The 18,972-nt window shown below is 54.0% G+C and carries 14 protein-coding genes and 2 pseudogenes; 6 read left to right on the forward strand and 10 right to left on the reverse strand.

Features of this window, described 5'->3' with window-relative positions:
* Positions 1-66: 66 nt before the first annotated feature.
* Entirely contained in the window at positions 67-237 is a 171-nt protein-coding gene (locus TY03_RS21945) for a DUF362 domain-containing protein (RefSeq protein WP_074434181.1), read from the reverse strand.
* Between the two features lie 276 nt (positions 238-513).
* Between TY03_RS21945 and metA the strand changes: the two genes are divergently transcribed.
* The 3 genes from metA to TY03_RS13565 all read left to right on the forward strand — a co-directional run bounded on the left by metA (position 514) and on the right by TY03_RS13565 (position 4,288).
* Positions 514-1,431 carry a homoserine O-acetyltransferase MetA gene (gene metA / locus TY03_RS13555; RefSeq protein ID WP_042370890.1) on the forward strand — a complete coding sequence of 306 codons (918 nt, stop codon included), beginning with the start codon at positions 514-516 and terminating at the stop codon, positions 1,429-1,431.
* Positions 1,428-3,254, forward strand: a complete 1,827-nt coding sequence (locus tag TY03_RS13560) for a peptidase U32 family protein (protein ID WP_042370892.1) — start codon at positions 1,428-1,430, stop codon at positions 3,252-3,254. Before metA ends, TY03_RS13560 begins: the two co-directional genes overlap by 4 nt.
* 77 nt (positions 3,255-3,331) lie before the next feature.
* A complete protein-coding gene (locus TY03_RS13565; protein WP_042370895.1) occupies positions 3,332-4,288 on the forward strand; it encodes a hypothetical protein in 957 nt (318 codons plus the stop codon).
* A gap of 163 nt (positions 4,289-4,451) precedes the next feature.
* On the opposite strand, the pseudogene TY03_RS13570 reads toward TY03_RS13565, so the two are convergent.
* The 7 genes and pseudogenes from TY03_RS13570 to TY03_RS13595 form a co-directional block, all read right to left on the reverse strand.
* Positions 4,452-6,176 (reverse strand): annotated as a pseudogene (locus tag TY03_RS13570) (TonB-dependent receptor); the annotation flags it as partial.
* 171 nt (positions 6,177-6,347) lie between these two features.
* Positions 6,348-6,797, reverse strand: a pseudogene (locus TY03_RS23250) (Plug domain-containing protein); the annotation flags it as partial.
* 9 nt (positions 6,798-6,806) lie between these two features.
* Complete coding sequence (locus TY03_RS13575; protein WP_042370899.1) at positions 6,807-7,412, reverse strand: helix-turn-helix transcriptional regulator; 606 nt, start codon at positions 7,410-7,412, stop codon at positions 6,807-6,809.
* Between the two features lie 4 nt (positions 7,413-7,416).
* On the reverse strand, positions 7,417-8,985 hold the full coding sequence (locus tag TY03_RS13580; protein WP_042370900.1) for an NAD(P)/FAD-dependent oxidoreductase: 1,569 nt from the start codon (positions 8,983-8,985) through the stop codon (positions 7,417-7,419).
* 51 nt (positions 8,986-9,036) lie between these two features.
* A complete protein-coding gene (locus TY03_RS13585) occupies positions 9,037-9,411 on the reverse strand; it encodes a GxxExxY protein (protein WP_042370903.1) in 375 nt (124 codons plus the stop codon).
* A 56-nt stretch (positions 9,412-9,467) separates the two neighbouring features.
* A complete protein-coding gene (radA, locus tag TY03_RS13590) occupies positions 9,468-10,838 on the reverse strand; it encodes a DNA repair protein RadA (RefSeq protein ID WP_042370905.1) in 1,371 nt (456 codons plus the stop codon).
* Between the two features lie 187 nt (positions 10,839-11,025).
* A complete protein-coding gene (locus TY03_RS13595; RefSeq protein ID WP_042370907.1) occupies positions 11,026-12,066 on the reverse strand; it encodes an asparaginase in 1,041 nt (346 codons plus the stop codon).
* A 405-nt stretch (positions 12,067-12,471) separates the two neighbouring features.
* Here TY03_RS13595 and thrA point away from each other — a divergent pair, with 405 nt between their 5' ends.
* From thrA to thrC, 3 genes are read left to right on the forward strand one after another with little or no spacing between them, the layout of a single operon-like run.
* Entirely contained in the window at positions 12,472-14,907 is a 2,436-nt protein-coding gene (gene thrA, locus TY03_RS13600) for a bifunctional aspartate kinase/homoserine dehydrogenase I (protein WP_042370911.1), read from the forward strand.
* A gap of 15 nt (positions 14,908-14,922) precedes the next feature.
* Positions 14,923-16,137, forward strand: coding sequence for a cofactor-independent phosphoglycerate mutase (locus tag TY03_RS13605; RefSeq protein WP_042370912.1), 1,215 nt, complete (start codon positions 14,923-14,925; stop codon positions 16,135-16,137).
* 15 nt (positions 16,138-16,152) lie between these two features.
* A complete protein-coding gene (gene thrC, locus TY03_RS13610; RefSeq protein ID WP_042370915.1) occupies positions 16,153-17,454 on the forward strand; it encodes a threonine synthase in 1,302 nt (433 codons plus the stop codon).
* A gap of 271 nt (positions 17,455-17,725) precedes the next feature.
* Here the strand turns inward: thrC and TY03_RS13615 are convergent, their stop codons facing one another.
* Together TY03_RS13615 and pnuC are read right to left on the reverse strand one after the other, a co-directional pair.
* Positions 17,726-18,358, reverse strand: a complete 633-nt coding sequence (locus TY03_RS13615) for a thiamine diphosphokinase (RefSeq protein ID WP_042371374.1) — start codon at positions 18,356-18,358, stop codon at positions 17,726-17,728.
* Positions 18,355-18,909: a nicotinamide riboside transporter PnuC gene (pnuC, locus tag TY03_RS13620; RefSeq protein ID WP_042370917.1), complete on the reverse strand. Its 555-nt coding sequence runs from the start codon at positions 18,907-18,909 to the stop codon at positions 18,355-18,357. The genes TY03_RS13615 and pnuC overlap by 4 nt, the downstream gene beginning before the upstream one ends.
* Positions 18,910-18,972: the final 63 nt, after the last annotated feature.

Raw genomic sequence — 18,972 nt, forward strand, 5'->3', positions numbered from 1 at the left:
TATATATAAAAAAGGCTGCTTTCCGTAAGGAGAGCAGCCTTTTACTTTCTTTTGAGTCTGATTGAATTATTCAGCAGGGTGAATTGCTTCAGAAGGACAAACATCAGCGCAAGTACCGCAGTCAGTACATACGTCTGGGTTGATTACATAGATATCACCTTCAGAGATAGCTTCAACGGGACACTCGTCGATACAAGTTCCGCAAGCAATACAATCGTCATTAATTACGTAAGCCATTTTGTTATTATTTAAAATTATTAGTACTAATTTCTGAGACAAAAATACATGTTTTATTCATTACTTGGTATCAAACTCTCTTAAAATGCTTTAATTCGTATTCATTCTAAATAAGAAGGATGTTCTTCACTCATCGGTCATCTGTTAACGAAGTTTGCGCAATTGGTAGAATAAGATAAACTCCTGTATGATTGTGTTAACTTTCTACACCGGATAGCTTCTTTTTTATTACTTTTGCAGGAGATATAGTAAACAGATCATATAGTAAATAGTCACATGCCATTAAATTTGCCCGATAAGCTACCTGCGATAGAATTGCTCAAGGAAGAGAATATCTTCGTAATCGATAATTCGCGTGCCACGCAACAAGACATCCGTCCGTTGCGTATTGCGATTCTTAACCTCATGCCGTTGAAGATAACAACCGAAACCGACTTGGTACGCTTGCTTTCTAATACGCCTTTGCAGGTCGAGATATCCTTTATGAAACTCAAAAGCCATACCTCTAAGAATACGTCGGTCGAACACATGGAGACGTTCTACACCGATTTCGAAGAGATGTGCAACGATAAGTACGACGGTATGATTATTACCGGCGCACCGGTCGAGCAGATGGACTTCGAGGAGGTGGGGTATTGGGAGGAGATTACCAAAGTATTCAACTGGGCGCGTACGCACGTCACCTCTACGCTTTACATTTGTTGGGCGGCACAGGCGGGGCTTTACCACCACTACGGTGTGCCCAAGCATGCGTTGGAGCAGAAGATGTTCGGTATCTTCCGCCACCGTACGCTCGATCCGTTGCATCCCATTTTCCGCGGGTTCGACGATTTGTTCTACGTTCCCCACAGCCGTCATACCGAGGTACGCAAAGAGGATATACTGAAAGTGCCCGAACTGACCCTGCTCTCCGAGTCCGATGAATCGGGGGTGTACCTGGTGATGGCCCGCGGCGGACGCGAGTTCTTCGTGACCGGACACTCCGAATATTCTCCGCTCACACTCGATGCTGAGTACCGGCGCGATCTCGAAAAGGGCCTCCCGATAGAGGTTCCGTATCACTATTACCTCGATAACGATCCCGACAAAGGACCCGTAGTTTGCTGGCGCGGGCATGCCAACCTGCTGTTCTCGAACTGGCTCAACTACTTCGTTTATCAGGAAACTCCCTATAATATTGACGACATCAAATGATAAAGCAACGTAAAATAGAATTGCTGGCTCCGGCCAAGAACCTCGAGTGTGGCATCGAAGCCATCAACCACGGAGCCGATGCGGTGTACATCGGTGCGCCCAAGTTCGGCGCGCGTGCGGCAGCGGTCAACTCGCTCGAAGATATCGCCGCTCTCGTAGCCCACGCCCACCTGTATAATGCCCGCATCTACGTCACCATCAATACCATTCTCAAAGAAGAGGAGTTGAAGGAGACGGAAGAGATGATTCACGAGCTTTACCGCATCGGTGTCGATGCGCTGATTGTGCAAGACATGGGTATCACCACCCTCAACCTACCCCCCATCCCCCTGCACGCTAGTACGCAGATGGACAACCGCACGCCTGAGAAGGTTCGCTTCCTTGCCGATGCCGGATTCCGTCAGGTTGTGTTGGCGCGCGAACTTTCCCTACGCGAGATTCGGGGCATTCACACTGCCTGCCCCGAAGTGCCGCTCGAAATCTTTGTGCACGGTGCGCTTTGCGTGAGTTACAGCGGCCAGTGCTACGTCAGTCAGGCGTGCTTCAATCGCAGTGCCAACCGAGGATCTTGCGCACAGTTCTGCCGCATGCCTTTCAACCTGGTCGATGCCGACGGAAAGGTTATTGCCCAAGAGAAGCACCTCTTATCGCTCAAAGATCTCAATCAGATAGATGAACTCGAACAACTGCTCGATGCAGGCGCCTCTTCCTTTAAGATCGAAGGACGGTTGAAGGATGTTTCGTACGTCAAGAACGTTACGGCCGCCTATCGTCAGAAGCTCGACAGCATTCTGTCGCGCCGTCCGGAGTACGTGCGTGCCTCGTCGGGAACGACCCGTTTCGACTTTACACCGCAGCTCGACAAGAGCTTCAGCCGTGGTTTTACCTCTTACTTCCTTCACGGACGGGGAGGCGAAGTGGCTTCGTTCGATACGCCTAAATCGCTGGGCGAGGAGATGGGTACGATGAAAGAGGCACGGGGCAACTACCTTACCGTAGCCGGACTGAAGTCGTTCAACAACGGTGATGGCGTTTGCTACATCGACGAGCAAGGCAAGCTGCAGGGCTTCCGCATCAATCGGGTCGATGGCAACAAGCTCTATCCGCAGGAGATGCCTCGCATCAAACCGCGCACGGTGCTGTACCGTAACTTTGATCAGGAGTTTGAACGCTCGCTGGCACGTAAGTCCGCCGAACGGAAAATCGGCGTAGCCATGACGCTGGGAGAGACTGAAAACGGATTCTCGCTCGTACTCACCGATGAGGATGCCAACAGCGTGACCCTTGCTTTGCCGCGCGAGAAAGAGCCGGCTCGCACACCGCAAGCTGACAACCTGCGCACGCAACTGTCCAAACTCGGCAATACTCCCTTTGAGGCTACGCAGATCGATATTGACTGGACCGACAACTGGTTCCTGCCCGCTTCGGCGTTGGCCGACCTGCGCCGTCAGGCTGTCGACGAGTTATTGGCTGTGCGGCAAGCCAACTACCCGCGCGAGGTAGCGGTGCTTCAACCCACCACCCACGCGTTTCCGCAAACCACACTGACCTATCTGGGCAATGTGATGAATCCGCAAGCGGCCTCTTTCTATGCCGCCCACGGGGTACAATCCATTGCTCCGGCTTTCGAGAAAGAGCCCGTAGAGGATGCCGTACTGATGTTCTGCAAGCACTGCCTGCGCCATAGCATGGGTTGGTGTCCGATTCATCAGCGTCAGCGTTCGCCCTACAAAGAGCCTTACTATTTGGAGTCGACGGATGGCAAGCGTTACCGCCTGACGTTCGATTGTAAGAATTGCCAGATGAAAGTGAGTGCAGTATGAAAAACGATAGTCACCATAGCGTACACACAGGGCACAGAGGTTTTCGAGGCATAACCTCCGTGACTTCTGCATACGCTATGGTGAACACTCTTGCAGGCATACTCCTTGTTTTGCTGCTTACCGCCTGCCACTATCCGCTCCCCGATCTTTCGTCCGATACACTGACCGAGCATACCAAAGATTCGCTGACCTATCTCCACGAACGCCACTATACGTACAACACTAACTTTGAGGTACAAGCCGACTCGGTTGTGCTTGAACGCTTGCCGATCAAGGACTCCTTCTTCAGTCTTCACAAAGGCGATAGGGTCGTGGTGGCGGAGTTTGCTGTTCATCCGGCGGACAGTGTCGACAGCATTTGGGTGAAGCTGGCGCACACGCAAGAGGAGCAGGGCTGGGTGCGCGAGAAGGAGCTTATTCACTCTTTTGTGCCTACCGATAGCATTTCGCAGTTCATCTACCTTTTTAGCGATACCCATGCGTCGTACTTCGTGGTTATCTTCGCCCTGTTTGTGGGTGTGTATCTGTTTCGCGCTTTCAGGCGTAAGCAGTTGCAATTGGTCTATTTCAATGACATCGATAGCCTCTATCCGCTACTGCTCTGCCTACTGATGGCTTTCAGTGCTACGCTTTACGAGAGTATGCAGGTGTTCGTGCCCGATACGTGGCAGCACTTCTACTTCAATCCCACGCTGTCGCCTTTCAAGGTTCCGCTCGTGCTGTCTATCTTTCTGCTCAGTATCTGGTGTTTTATCGTACTGGTGCTTGCCGTGCTCGACGACCTGTTCCGGCAGCTCACCCCGGCAGCGGCGGTGTTTTATCTGCTGGGCTTGATGTCGTGCTGTATATTCTGTTATTTCTTCTTCATCCTGACCACGCACATCTACATCGGCTACCTCTTTCTCGGATGCTTTCTATGGCTGTTTGTAAGCCGCTTGCGCACACACAAAGGGTATATGTACCGTTGTGGCAACTGTGGAGGCAAGTTACGCGAGAAAGGTGTATGCCCACACTGCGGAGCTATCAACGAATAAACCATACGGATATCTGTCGGCTGCTGTGAACTATGCACACAAAAAAAGAGAGAAAGCCAACGAGCTTTCTCTCTTGATACGGTTCTGTCTCAACCTAATTCATGGTTGCGATAACAAATATGGAGTATAAAAGAGGAAAAGTCAAGCTTTTGCCTCTTTCTTTTTAGAATCGGCAGCGAATATCTATGCCCAATTGCATGGGGCGACCTCGCTGTTCGAACCCGTTGCCCATTGACTCGAAGTAGAATGCTTCGTACTTCTTGTCGAGCGCATTGCGCACCCAGAGAGCAATTGCTCCATTACCCTTCTCGAAGCTGACCCGTCCGTTGAGCGTGCCGTAGAAGGCTTGGCTGGCTGCATTGTTCTCCGTCCAGTAGATGCGTCCGGCTGCGTTGTAGTTGGCGTTGAGCTGTACGCGGTCCAGCCAGTAGCGCGGAGCCAGCGTAAACAGGTACTGTGCACCCAGATTGAAGGTGTGCTTGGGCACGAAAGGCACGTAGTTGCCGTTGTAGTTCTCTTTCTCTTGGAGCGTGCCGCTTGGATCTTTCTTATAAATGACATAATCAGTAAACGTTGCATACGTATATCCATAACTACCGCTTAGGCTTAGTGCATCGGTGAGGTTGGTGCGTAAGGCCGCTTCCATACCGTAACTACGGCTTTTGCCGGCATTCACCGTGGTGCGTCCTAGTCCGCTGGCAGCAAATTGCGCTACCTGTTGGTCGCGAGTGTCCATATAAAACGCAGCAAGATCGGCTTGCAGCTTTCCGTCCCAAAGGGTGAGGTGGCTTCCCACTTCGTAGTTCCAGGAGTATTCTGGTTTGTAGCTGATGGTAGCTTCAATCTCTTCGGCGGTAGGCTTAGTAGGGCGGGCCTGCATCAACTGTCCGCTGATAAGATCCGAGAACATCTGAATATTATACCCCCCCGAGCGGTATCCGCGACTGGCCGAGGCATAGATGTTGTTCAATCTGTCGAAGTTATATTTCAGGGCAAATTTAGGCAATAGTTGCAGATAATCGTTGGAGGCATTGCCGATGAACTCGGCGTTGCGAGCTCCGGGACGTCCCATCATGACGTAGTTTAGTGCAGCTGATGAGTTGTAGTCGATCTTTATCTTTTCGTAGTCGAGTCGCAACCCAACGGTAGCAGATAGCCCTTCGAAAAGTACATCGTTGAATACCGACTGATGAAAAAGGGCAGTACCCATGGACGGGGTGCCAAATTGTCCCGGGATGGGCATTGCGCTGTCGGTAAGCTTAATTTTTACCGGTGATTCTGCCATGGCCTGATCCATCAACTGTTGAATCATGCCGATGCCGTCTTTCTTGAACGTAACCGGTGCGTTCGTATCGAGCCATTGGTAGAATCCGAAAGCACCCGTCACCCAATCCCACCGGCGGTTGTTGCCACTGCTCTTGAAGGTTATTTCCTCGGTTAGTGTGTTTTGACGCTGCTTCTGTTCGAGCGTATAGGTATCGTCGCGCAAGAAGTCCTGATCGATGAACATCCGGTCTTTGAGGTGCTGAAATCCGGTGACCGAACTCAGCACGAACCCGTTGCCCTGATACTCGAGGTTCAATCCCGCATTGAGCAGGTTGCGGTAGTAACTGCTGGCATCGTTGTTGGTTATCTTGCCGATGTCGTCGGCGTGTCTCTCTGCCTTGGGGTTGGTGGCTCCGGTGTAGAAATACGGGTATCCGCCCTGATCGCTGTATTCGTAGCTCACGTTGAGGTCGAGCTTGAGGTTTTCGGTAGGTAGATAAATGCCGCGGAAGCGTCCGCCTGCCGCATTGATTTTGTCCACTCGCTTGCCCGTATCGCTGTGCTTGAAGAATCCGCCCGCATGCTCGTAGAACCCTCCGGTCGAGAATGCGAATTTATCCGACGAGCGGTGATAATGTGTCACCGATGCATTGTAGTTGTTGTACGTTCCTGCGCTCAGTCTCAGATCGGTTCCCTGATAGGTGAAGGGTGATTTGGTGTGTACTTTGATGAGTCCCCCCATCGTGTTGCGTCCGTAGAGCGTGCCCTGCGGTCCGCGAAGCACGTCGATACGCTCGATGTCGGAGTAGTTGAAGTCGAAAGCCGATTTGTCGATGTATGGCACATTGTCTACGTACAGCCCTACCGAAGGTGTGTTGATGCGCGACCCGATGCCGCGGATGTAGATGGCCGAGGTGAGCTTCGATCCGTAGTCGGGGATGAAGATATTGGGAACTACCGAGGTGAGGTCTTTGATCGATTTCACCTGATTGGCTTGCATGTCTTTTTGCGACAGCAGCGTCACGGCTGTGGGTTGTTGGCGTAGCTTGCGGTTCTCTTTGGGCGAGGCTATTACTACAATCTCTTCCACGTCTACCACTTTGAGGGTGTCTTTGGGAAGGTCTTCGGCCCATGCGCTTCCTGTCGCCAGAAGCGTAAGCCCAATAAGCAATGTGTTTCTTTTCATTGATTTATTCTTTTGTTTGCAAAGTAACAAGAAAAGTACGGGTTGCACAATCCTCATTTATTAGGATTATATACGATCGGCTTCAATGTATCCATTCATTACCGCGTAGATGGTTAGTCCCGACACCGACTTGATGCCGAGCTTCTCGGTGATGTTCTTGCGGTGAGTGATGACGGTGGTGAGACTGATATTTAGCTTGTCGGCAATCTCTTTGTTGATTAACCCTTTGGTTAGTAGTGCCAATACCTCTATCTCGCGGGCAGAGAGATCGTGCTCGCCCGTGCCCGAACCACCGTGCGGATGTCCGGTTGCGGTGGTGTGCTCGTTGTGGTGTGCATGCTGATGCAGTTTGAGAATATCCTTTACCAGTTGCTCTTCGGTTTGATAGATGTTGAGCGTCGGTACATTGGCCAGTTGCAACGGCTGACTCTCTCCGCCTGCTAACACAATGGTCTTGGGTCGGCGGGGCAGGAAGAAGGCCGTATGCTCTATGTAGATCTGTGCCGAGATGAAGTAGTGTGCATACATATCGGGCGTGTCGTCCATCAGCTCTGCGAAGCTGCTGAACGACCGTATTGTTGCCACCGGAATCATCCGTTCCAGAATACCGGTCAGTCCGATGGTCGTCAGTGTGTTAGGCTCTACGATAGCAATTTCGGGTGCGTGTTTCATGTTGTTATTTAGTTAAGTAAGTAGCTGCTGCTTCGGCACATCGCTCGCCGTCGATGCCTGCCGATACGATTCCTCCGGCATAACCGGCTCCTTCGCCGCAAGGGAATAGTCCGCTTAGGTCGACGTGTTGCAAGGTATCCTTATCGCGCACAATGCGTACGGGCGAGGAGGTACGTGTTTCTACGCCGATCATCACCGCCTCGTTGGTGAGGAAGCCGTGGCTCATTCGTCCGAACTGCTGGAAGCCTTGTTGCAGTCGACGGCTCACGAAGTCGGGCAAACAGAAGTGCAGCGGCGAAGAGATCAATCCCGGGCTGTACGATGTTTCGGGCAGGTCGTAGCTTAGTTTCTTGCGGGTGAAGTCGGTCATGCGCTGTGCCGGAGCCGTTTGGCGCATACCGCCCTGCAACCAGCTCTGCCGTTCCATCTCCTCCTGAAAGCGGAGTACCGAAAGCACGTCCCCTTGGGTAGCTCCCTCGCCGAGGGGGATGTCTTCGGGGCGCACCTCGACTACCATGCCGGAGTTGCTCCATTTCGATCCACGGTTCGAGGGCGACATACCGTTGACCACCACCTGCTCCGGGCCGCTTGCCGCAGGAACTACAAAGCCGCCGGGGCACATACAGAAGCTGTACACGCCGCGCTCCTCGACCTGAGTCACGAAGCTGTATTCGGCAGCAGGCAGAAACTCGCCACGCCCCTTGCTGCGGTGATACTGTATCTGGTCGATCAGCTCGGCGGGATGCTCCAGACGCACGCCTACGGCAATACCCTTGGGTTCCATCGCTACGTTGTGGTCAGCCAGCCAGCGGTACACATCGCGTGCCGAGTGTCCGGTAGCCAGAATTACCGGGCCGAGGAAGGTTTTGCCGGTGTTGGTTTCGATTCCTGCCACCTTGTTTTTGTCGATGATGAGGCTCTCCATCCGCGTTTCGAAGTGCACCTCGCCACCACAACCGATGATGGTGTTGCGCATATTCTCGATGACGCGCGGCAGCTTGTCGGTTCCGATATGCGGATGCGCATCGGCAAGGATAGCCGTCGAGGCTCCGTGCTGACAGAATACGTGCATGATCTTGTCCGTATTGCCGCGCTTCTTGCTCCTTGTGTAGAGTTTTCCGTCCGAGTATGCGCCGGCACCGCCCTCTCCGAAGCTGTAGTTCGATTCGGGGTTCACGCTGTGCTCGCGGCTGATGAGCGCAAGGTCTTTCTTGCGTTCGCGCACATCTTTGCCTCGCTCCACCACCACGGGGCGCAGACCGAGTTCGATCAGGCGCAGGGCGGCAAACAGTCCGCCGGGTCCGGCACCGACCACAATCACTTGCGGCTTGCCCTCGACGTTGGGATATACGGTTTGGGGATACTCGTCGTCGGTAGGGGTTTCGTTCAGATAAACACGCACTTTCAGGTTCACGTAGATGATGCGTTGGCGCGCATCGATGCTTCGTTTCAGTACCCGAATGGCGGTAATCTCTTTGGGGTCGATCCCTTTTTCTTTGCCTAAGTAAGTTTTCAGGGTTTGCTCCTGAGCTGCAATCTCGGGGAGAATGCGTAGTTGGTATTCTTGTATCATACGTTCACCACAGAGGACACAGAGGTCACAGAGTGTTTTTGTTTTTAATGTTTATACTATAAAACGTTTAATGCCATGTCTCAAACTCGGTACGTTGAAGTTGAGAAGCAGGCCATAATTGATTTTGCTGAGCTTCATGTAAGTGAGGATTTGGGCAGCGTGTACCGGCAAGAGCTGTTCCACGCTTTTCAGCTCGATGATTAATTGGTTATCGACCAGTAGGTCAATCCTGTAACCATCATCCAGTATCATCTCTTTATAATGAATAGGGAGTTTCTTCTGACGCTCTATGATGATACCGTGTTCTTTGAGCTCCTGAAACAGACAGGCTTCGTAGATACTCTCTAATAAACCGGCTCCTAATTGAGTATGTACCTCAAAGGCTAATCCGAGTACCTTGTTCGTCAGTTCATTTATTTCTCTCATATCTCCTTGTTTTACTTATTATACCCTCTGTGCCCTCTGTGTCCTCTGTGGTGAAGTCATCCGAACAGCGCCCTGAAAGCCTCTTCAACTTTCCGCACCGGCACCAGTTCGATCTTCATCTTCTTCGTATCAACTCCTTGCAGGTTGTGCTTGGGCAAGATAATCCGTTTAAATCCCAGCTTCTCTGCCTCGCCAATGCGCTGCTCAATGCGATTCACCGGACGGATCTCGCCCGATAGCCCGATCTCTCCCGCCATGCAAATGCCCGGCTCGATGGCGGCATCCATGTTCGACGAAAGAATGGCACTGATTACGGCGAGGTCGATGGCAGGGTCGTTCACCTTCAGTCCGCCGGCAATGTTGAGGAATACATCCTTCTGTGCCAGCTTAAAACCGACCCGCTTTTCGAGCACGGCGAGCAACATATTCATGCGTCGCAGGTCGAAGCCGGTTGCCGAACGTTGCGGATTGCCGTACACAGCCGAGCTGACCAGTGCCTGCGTCTCGATTAGAAACGGGCGTACGCCTTCGATGGCCGAGGCGATGGCGACACCGCTCATGCCTTCGTGGTCTTGCGACAGCAGCAGTTCGGATGGGTTACTCACTTGCCGCAGCCCGTCTTGCCGCATCTCGTAGATGCCCAGCTCGGCCGTACTGCCGAAGCGGTTCTTGATGCTGCGCAAGATGCGGTATAGGTGGTGCTGATCGCCTTCGAACTGCAACACCGTGTCTACGATGTGTTCCAGTACCTTGGGGCCGGCAATGCTTCCTTCCTTATTAATATGTCCGATCAGCAGCACGGCGGTATGCGTCTCCTTGGCAAACCGCAGAATCGATGCCGCACATTCGCGCACCTGAGCGATGCTTCCGGGCGACGATTCGATGCTCTCGGTCGAGATGGTCTGTATCGAGTCGATAATAATCAGGTCGGGGGTGGTATTCTTGATGTGTACGTAAATCTGTTCGAGCGATGTTTCGCAAACAATGAGGCAGTTGCCGTGGTGCTGCGCTTGCAGACGGTCGGCACGCAGTTTCAATTGTCGGGCACTCTCTTCGCCCGAGATATACAGAATACGCTTCTCGGGTATGCGCAAGATGGTTTGCAACACCAAGGTCGATTTGCCGATGCCCGGCTCGCCGCCGATCAGCACCAGAGAACCTTGCACCAGTCCGCCGCCGAGTACACGGTTCAGCTCCTCGTCGTGCAGGTCGATGCGCGGTTCGTCGTCCGCTTCAATCTCGTTGAGGGTGATGGGTTTGGGCTTGGCCGTTTCGATGCCCGATACGGGACGCTTGTTCGGTACTTCTTTGCGCACGATCTCTTCTACGTACGTATTCCATTCTCCGCACGAGAGGCATTTGCCCACCCACTTGGGCGAATCTTGTCCGCAGTTACTGCATACATAAACGGTTTTCTCTTTGGCCATGGAGGGATCAATTTGATAAATAGCCTCCAAAAGTACTTAATTTCTCCTATTCTACCATCATGATCGGTGAGATAACTGCCGATGAGTGAGTAAATAACCTCCGATCTGCCGGGTAAAAGGAAAAAGGGTCGGAACCTTTGCCCCGAATGGTCGGAACCTTTAGGTACGATGCTCCGATGCGTTGAACTTACGGTATGCTAATCTCTCCGGCTATCGACCGGCTCATGCGTTCGCGTACCTCTTCGGGTGCATAGCCATGCCCCAGGAGGAACATCAACTTGGTGACGGCCGATTCGGTAGTACTGTCGTATCCGCTCACCACGCCTGCCTGTAGCAACTGATAGCCAGTTTCGTATCGCTCCATCTCGACCATTCCCGCTTTGCATTGGGTGATGTTGACGATGACGATGCCCCGTTCGCTGGCTTCGCGAAGCAGTCGGGCGAACCAAACCTTGCGCGGTGCATTGCCCGAACCATAGGTTTCGAGCACTACGGCCTTCAATCCGTCGATGGAGAGCGTGGCGGCTACCACATTCTCGTGAATGCCGGGAAAGAGTTTGAGCACGGCAATGTTGGTATCTAATAGGTAATGAGGGGTAAGTACCTGACTGTCGTTGGCGGCATGGGTGACGGCGGGGTTGTATTTGATATGAATACCCGCCTCGGCCAGCAGCGGATAGTTGAACGAGCGAAAGGCGTTGAAGTTCTCGGCATTCATCTTCGTGGTGCGGTTGCCCCGCATGAGGTGATTCTCGAAGAAGATGCACACCTCGGGCACGAGCGGATGTCCGCCCGTATCGACTGCAGCGGCAATCTCGATGCTGGTCATCAGGTTTTCCTTGCCGTCGGTACGGAGCACGCCGATGGGAAGCTGCGACCCGGTAAGAATGACCGGCTTGTTCAGCCCCTCGAGCATGAAGCTCAATGCCGAGGCTGTATAAGCCATGGTATCGGTGCCATGCAATATGACGAAGCCGGTGTAGCGCTCGTAGTTGTCGAAGATGATGCGTACCAACTTGCGCCATGCTTCGGGCTCCATGTCCGAAGAGTCCATTGGCGGGTCGAACTGGAGAGAGTCGATGGTAAAGGTGAACTTCTGAAGTTCGGGTATATGTTTTTGCAACTGCTCGAAGTTGAAGCTCTCGAGCGCACCGGTTTCGGCATTTTCAATCATTCCAATGGTTCCACCGGTGTATATTAACAATACGGAAGCATTTAAGGCAGTCATACTCGTTGTTTTTGCAGATGTTTTTTGCAAAGATAGATATATATCTGATAGTTCATAACAAAATGTCAAAAAAGTGTGTGCCCGTCTCGGTGAATGTTTGCGCGGTGATAATCTTTTTATCAGAAATTAATCGTAAAAAGTGATAGTTTGAATGATTTTATTGTTACTTTTGCGACATCTTATCAAAACACCGATAGAAACCAGGACTATGATGCAGTACTATCCACATACAGTCACATCCATGTGCTCAATGACCATGACCCTTTGGGGTTGATGGATAGTATTTGTGTTTCTACGTGATTCACGCTTACGGAAGGTAAGCAATAAACATTTTCAAGTCATCTTATTTAAAAACATAGAACCATTGCCCGGCAAAGGGGAAGTGGTATTAAATTTATATCTGCAATGAAAGTAATGAAATTCGGCGGAACATCCGTAGGTTCCGTGAACAGCATTTTGAGCGTAAAGAAAATCGTTGAGTCGGCACAAGAACCGGTCATCGTCATTGTTTCTGCCTTGGGTGGCATCACCGATAAACTAATCAATACCTCGAAGATGGCGGCAGCCGGAGACGCGGCTTACGAAGCTGAGTTCCGCGAGATCGTATACCGTCACGTAGAGATGGTCAAGGAGGTGATTCCGGCAGGAGAGGAGCAAACCGCACTGCAACGTCAGGTGGGCGAACTGCTCAACGAGCTGAAAGACATCTTTCAGGGTATCTACCTGATTAAAGACCTTTCGGCCAAGACATCCGATACGATTGTGAGCTATGGCGAGCGGTTATCGTCGATCATTGTGGCGTGTCTTATCAAGGATGCCCGGTGGTTCGATTCGCGCAGCTTCATCAAAACAGAGTCGAAGCATACCAAGCATACGCTCGACAAGGAGCTGACCAACCAATTGATAAAGAAAACCTTCCGTGATATTCCGCAGGTGTCGCTCGTGCCGGGCTTCATCTCGTCGGACAAGCTGACGGGCGACGTCACAAACCTCGGACGTGGCGGTTCGGACTATACCGCAGCCATTATTGCTGCTGCACTGGATGCCGACAGCCTTGAGATTTGGACCGATGTAGACGGCTTCATGACCGCCGATCCGCGCGTTATCTCTACCGCCTATACCATCAGCGAACTGAGCTACGTTGAGGCGATGGAGCTGTGTAACTTCGGTGCCAAGGTGGTGTATCCGCCTACCATCTATCCGGTGTGCCATAAGAACATCCCGATCCTTATCAAGAATACCTTCAACCCAGAAGGAGCCGGAACGGTGATTAAGAAAACTGTCGATAGCTCTCGTTGCAAGGCGATCAAGGGTATTTCGTCGATCAACGACACGAGCCTGATTACCGTGCAGGGACTCGGTATGGTGGGCGTGATCGGGGTTAACTACCGCATCTTTAAGGCATTGGCCAAGAATGGCATCAGTGTGTTCTTGGTGTCGCAGGCCTCGTCGGAAAACAGTACCTCGATCGGTGTGCGCAATGCCGATGCCGATCTGGCGTGCGAGATGCTCAACGAGGAGTTCGAGAAAGAGATCGAGATGGGAGAGATATCGCCCATACTCGCCGAGAAGAATCTGGCTACGGTAGCCATCGTAGGCGAGAATATGAAGCATACGCCCGGCATTGCCGGCAAGCTGTTCGGAACGCTGGGGCGCAACGGTATCAACGTCATCGCCTGTGCGCAGGGGGCTTCGGAGACGAACATCTCGTTCGTGGTCGATAGCAAGTCGTTGCGCAAGTCGCTCAACGTTATTCACGATTCGTTCTTCCTCTCCGAGTATCAGGTACTGAACCTCTTCATCTGCGGAGTGGGTACGGTAGGGGGCAGCCTGATCGAACAGATTCGCCAGCAACAACAGAAACTCAAGCAGGAGAACGGGCTGAAGCTGCACGTGGTCGGTATCGCCGATGCCGAGCGCGCCATGTTCAGCCGTGCCGGATTCGATCTGGCCAACTACCGCGAAGAGCTTAAAGAGAAGGGCGAACCGAGCACCATCGAAACCCTGCGCGACGAGATTATCGGCATGAACATCTTCAATTCCGTATTCGTAGACTGTACCGCCAGTGCAGGCGTGGCATCGCTCTATAAGGAGCTGCTCGACCACAACGTGTCGGTCGTAGCTGCCAATAAGATTGCCGCCTCGTCGGCCTATGACAACTACCGCGAACTCAAACAGATTGCCCGCCTGCGCGGTGTCAAGTTCCTGTTCGAGACCAATGTAGGAGCGGGATTGCCCATCATCAACACCATCAACGACCTGATTCATAGCGGCGACAAGATCTTGAAGATCGAAGCCGTGCTGTCGGGCACACTCAACTACATCTTCAATAAGATCAGTGCCGACATCCCCTTCAGCCGCACCATCAAGATGGCGCAGGAAGAGCGTTACTCGGAGCCCGATCCACGTATCGACCTAAGCGGTAAGGACGTGATCCGCAAGCTCGTGATCTTGGCGCGTGAGGCCGGATACCGCCTCGAACAGGAGGATGTGGAGAAGAATCTCTTCGTGCCTGCCGACTTCTTCGAGGGTACACTCGATGCCTTCTGGCAGCGTGTGCCCAGCCTCGATGCCGACTTCGAAGCCCGCCGCCAAGTGCTCGAAAGCGAACACAAACACTGGCGGTTCGTGGCGAAGCTGGAGAATGGAAAAGCCTCGGTCGGCTTGCAGGAGGTAGACCGCAACCATCCGTTCTACGGACTGGAGGGAAGCAACAACATCATTCTGCTGACCACCGAACGCTATAAAGAGTACCCGATGATGATTCAGGGATACGGTGCCGGAGCCGGAGTGACGGCCGCGGGCGTATTTGCCGACATCATGAGTATTGCCAATGTGTAACTAAATCGAACGTGAATGAAACATATCATTATTCTCGGTGACGGAATGGCCGACTGGCCTGTTCCGTCGCTGGGCAACCAAACCCTGTTGCAACACGCCCACACGCCGAACATGGATCGGCTGGCGCGGCTGGGACGCAACGGGATGCTCACCACCGTAGCCCCCGGCTTTCACCCCGGTAGCGAGGTAGCCAATCTGTCGGTGCTGGGCTACGACCTGCCTACGGTGTACGAAGGACGCGGCCCGCTCGAAGCCGCCAGCATCGGTGTGGAGCTGCAACCGGGCGAGATGGCCATGCGCTGCAACCTCGTCTGCATCGAAGGCGAGCTACTCAAGAACCACTCTGCCGGACACATCACCACCGCAGAGGCAGACATCCTCATCCGATACTTGCAAGAAGAGTTGGGCGACGACCGCGTGCGCTTCCACACCGGTGTGCAGTACCGCCACCTGCTGGTCGTTAAAGGCGGCAACAAACAGCTCGACTGCACCCCGCCCCACGATGTGCCGTTGAAACCCTTCGCCCCGCTGATGGTTAAACCCCTTGCGAGCGAGGCCGAAGAGACTGCCGCGTGCATCAACGACCTCATCCTGCGCTCGCAAGCGCTGCTCGCCAACCACCCCGTCAACCTTGCGCGTGTGGCGGCAGGCAAAGACCCTGCCAACAGCATCTGGCCGTGGAGTCCCGGCTACCGTCCGCAGATGGTGCGCCTGAGCGAAACCTTTCCGCAGATCAAGCGCGGTGCGGTGATCTCGGCTGTCGATCTCATCAACGGAATCGGCGTGTATGCCGGTCTGCGACGCATCGACGTAGAGGGTGCTACGGGATTGTATGACACCAACTACGAGAACAAGCTCGCCGCCGCCCTCGATGCCCTGCGCACCGACGACTTTGTGTACCTGCACATCGAGGCTAGCGACGAGGCGGGACATGAAGGCGACATCGACCTGAAGCTGCGCACCATCGAGAACCTCGACCGACGCATCGTAGGGCCGCTGCTCGATGCCCTCACCCAATGGAGCGAACCTGTGGCCGTGGCCCTGCTGCCCGACCATCCTACGCCCTGCGCCCTGCGCACGCATACGTCCGACCCTGTGCCCTTCGCCCTCTGGCATCCCGGCATCGAGCCCGACGAGGTGCAGACCTACGACGAACTTGCCGCGCGCAACGGAGCGTGCGGATGGCTGAAAGAGGCCGAATTTATCAACCTATTCATCAACAACGAATAACAACCTCTACTCCTCATGAACTACTACAGCACCAACCACCAAGCCCCCATCGCCTCGCTCAGAGAAGCAGTGGTCAAGGGATTGGCTTCCGATAAGGGGCTATTCATGCCCACAACGATCAAACCCCTGCCACAGGAGTTTTTCGACACGATCGACACCCTCTCGTTTCAAGAGATAGCCTGCCGCGTGGCGGATGCCTTCTTTGGCGACGACCTGCCCGAAGAGACCCTGCGCGAGATCGTCTGCGATACCCTTTCGTTCGACGTGCCCCTCGTACCCGTCACCCACCGCATCTACGCCCTCGAACTCTTTCACGGGCCTACGCTGGCGTTCAAAGACGTCGGGGCGCGCTTCATGGCGCGGTTGCTGGGCTACTATATTAAGAAGGAGGGACAGACGAAGGTCAACGTCCTCGCCGCCACCTCGGGCGATACGGGCAGTGCCGTTGCCAACGGGTTTCTGGGCGTAGAGGGCATCCACGTCTACGTGCTTTACCCCAAGGGGAAGGTGAGCGAGATACAGGAGAAGCAGTTCGCCACGCTGGGGCAGAACATTACGGCGTTGGAGGTCGACGGCACGTTCGACGACTGTCAGGCACTCGTCAAGTCCGCCTTCATGGATGCCGAGCTCAACGAACACCTGCTGCTCACCAGTGCCAACTCCATCAACGTGGCGCGCTTCCTGCCGCAGGCCTTCTATTACTTCTACGCCTACGCGCAGCTCAAACGGTTGGGAAAGGCGGAGAACGTCGTATTCAGCGTGCCCAGCGGCAACTTCGGCAACCTCACCGCCGGGCTCTTTGCCCGCCGCATGGGGCTTCCGGTCAAACGGTTCATCGCTGCCAACAACCGCAACGACATCTTCTACCAATACCTGCATACGGGCGAGTACCGCCCCCGTGCCTCGGTGACGACCGTTGCCAATGCCATGGACGTAGGCGACCCGAGCAATTTTGCCCGCGTGCTGGCACTCTACGAGGGTTCGCACGAAGCCATCCGAGCCGACGTCAGCGGCGAAACCTATACCGACGAGCAGATCTGCCACACGGTGAAAGAGACGTGGGAGCTCTTCGGCTACCTGCTCGACCCCCACGGAGCGTGCGCCTATCGGGCGCTGCAACACGATTTGCGGTCGGGCGAGACGGGCGTACTGCTCGAAACGGCACACCCCGCCAAGTTCCTCGAAACGGTCGAGGGCATCATCGGGGAGCCCGTTGCCGTGCCCGAAAAGCTGCAAGCCTTCCTTGGGCGCGAGAAGCAGAGCGTGCCGCTCTCGAAGGCGTTTGCCGACTTCAAACAGTATTTGCTGGCGCGTTGAGGGGAGATGCATCCGCAGTTGGCAGATTCTCTTTCTTAAACAAACTCAGGTAGGAGCTGCGATGCTCCTACCATCAGCCTTAGGGTGAGGTAGGATCACCTATACCTTGATGTACCATCACCCTTACCTTGATGGTACATCAGTCCTACCCTTTTCTATCCCCCCTGTACAGATAGCTGTAGAGGGGGGATAGCTTTTTTTAGGGTGATGGTTAAAATGTTCTACAAAAACGGTTGGGTAGAAGATCGATCTGTTATCGAGGAGATGAGGCTTAACGCCCCTCGTCGTGCGTCTGAAAGAGAAGATAATAGCCCGTAGCGCAGATGGTGAGCTGCGTTTGGGTCGACTCGTTGAGTGTGCCCTGCCACCAGCGGTCGAAGTCGCTGAGGGGATAGATCAGCCCTTCGCTCCGCAGCCCCGTAGCTCCGAAGTTGAAGAGAGACACCTGCTGCCCCGGGTGCGAGGCAAATGTGCGCGTGCCGCAGGCGGGGGTGAAGATGCCGTAGTCGGTCACCATCACCACTTCGAGCCCCTGACGGCTATACTCCATCAGCAGACTGATGTTGCCCAGCGTATGATCCTCGCGCTTGCCCGTAGCACCGAGGATGGCGATGCGCCTCATCCCCCGTTCGTGCAGAAAAGCAATCGCCTTCGTCTGGTCGTTCGTCTCCTGATCGGCTACGGGGTGAAAGAACCCCTCCGCTGCCGCGCGGTACTCAACGGAAAGCGAGTCGCCATCGCCTACAATGGCATCGGGACGGAAGCCGCGAGCCAGGTATTCGTTTGCCGCCCCGTCGCAACACACCACGTAGGGGGCATTGTGCAAGATGGCCAGCGGAGTGGCGTGGGTCGGGAAATCGCCGTTGGCAAGCACCACGGCATCGAAGTCGGAGGTAGTTTTCATATCATCAATCGTTTCCATTTGTAATAACCGAACAGGGCAATAACCGCATACAGCCCGTAGAGCGTGGCGGTGAAGGGCAGCTCTTTGTAGAAGTAGAGGCCGCAGCACACCACGTCGACCGCTATCCAGACCACCCACTGCTCAAGGTATTTCTGTGCCAGCATCCACATTCCGACGATGCTCAGGGCGGTGGTGAACGAGTCGAGCCACGGCACGGTGCTGTCGGTAAAGTCGATCAGCAGCCACGCGATGGCGAAGAAGGAGGCCGCGAACACCCCCGTCAGCGGCAAGTAGCGGCGCAGGGGCATACGCGTGATGGGCAGTTGTTGCGATGCCCGGTGCCCGTATCGCCATCGCCACCAGCCGTACACGGCCGCCAGCAGATAGTAAACGTTGATGCCTACATCGGCATACAGCCCGGCATCGTAGTAAACGAAGAGGTAGATGGCAGGCATCACCATCCCCGCTATCCAGAGATGGATGCTGGCGCGGTATTCGAGCCAGAGGTAGACGAGGCCGACGAGCGTGCCGATTATTTCGAGGTAATTCATCCGGTTGTTTCGTTCTTTTGTTTCATTCAGATCATCATCCGCACGGGAACTTCCCCGTGCGGG

The organism is Bacteroides neonati (assembly GCF_000499785.1).
Lineage (GTDB): Bacteria > Bacteroidota > Bacteroidia > Bacteroidales > Bacteroidaceae > Bacteroides > Bacteroides neonati.

Bases quoted from the DNA above. Each gene is read 5' to 3' on its own strand.
- TY03_RS21945 (WP_074434181.1), bottom strand. From the start codon at position 237: ATGGCTTACGTAATTAATGACGATTGTATTGCTTGCGGAACTTGTATC.
- metA (WP_042370890.1), top strand. From the start codon at position 514: ATGCCATTAAATTTGCCCGATAAGCTACCTGCGATAGAATTGCTCAAG.
- TY03_RS13560 (WP_042370892.1), top strand. From the start codon at position 1,428: ATGATAAAGCAACGTAAAATAGAATTGCTGGCTCCGGCCAAGAACCTC.
- TY03_RS13565 (WP_042370895.1), top strand. From the start codon at position 3,332: ATGGTGAACACTCTTGCAGGCATACTCCTTGTTTTGCTGCTTACCGCC.
- TY03_RS13575 (WP_042370899.1), bottom strand. From the start codon at position 7,412: ATGAAACACGCACCCGAAATTGCTATCGTAGAGCCTAACACACTGACG.
- TY03_RS13580 (WP_042370900.1), bottom strand. From the start codon at position 8,985: ATGATACAAGAATACCAACTACGCATTCTCCCCGAGATTGCAGCTCAG.
- TY03_RS13585 (WP_042370903.1), bottom strand. From the start codon at position 9,411: ATGAGAGAAATAAATGAACTGACGAACAAGGTACTCGGATTAGCCTTT.
- radA (WP_042370905.1), bottom strand. From the start codon at position 10,838: ATGGCCAAAGAGAAAACCGTTTATGTATGCAGTAACTGCGGACAAGAT.
- TY03_RS13595 (WP_042370907.1), bottom strand. From the start codon at position 12,066: ATGACTGCCTTAAATGCTTCCGTATTGTTAATATACACCGGTGGAACC.
- thrA (WP_042370911.1), top strand. From the start codon at position 12,472: ATGAAAGTAATGAAATTCGGCGGAACATCCGTAGGTTCCGTGAACAGC.
- TY03_RS13605 (WP_042370912.1), top strand. From the start codon at position 14,923: ATGAAACATATCATTATTCTCGGTGACGGAATGGCCGACTGGCCTGTT.
- thrC (WP_042370915.1), top strand. From the start codon at position 16,153: ATGAACTACTACAGCACCAACCACCAAGCCCCCATCGCCTCGCTCAGA.
- TY03_RS13615 (WP_042371374.1), bottom strand. From the start codon at position 18,358: ATGAAAACTACCTCCGACTTCGATGCCGTGGTGCTTGCCAACGGCGAT.
- pnuC (WP_042370917.1), bottom strand. From the start codon at position 18,909: ATGAATTACCTCGAAATAATCGGCACGCTCGTCGGCCTCGTCTACCTC.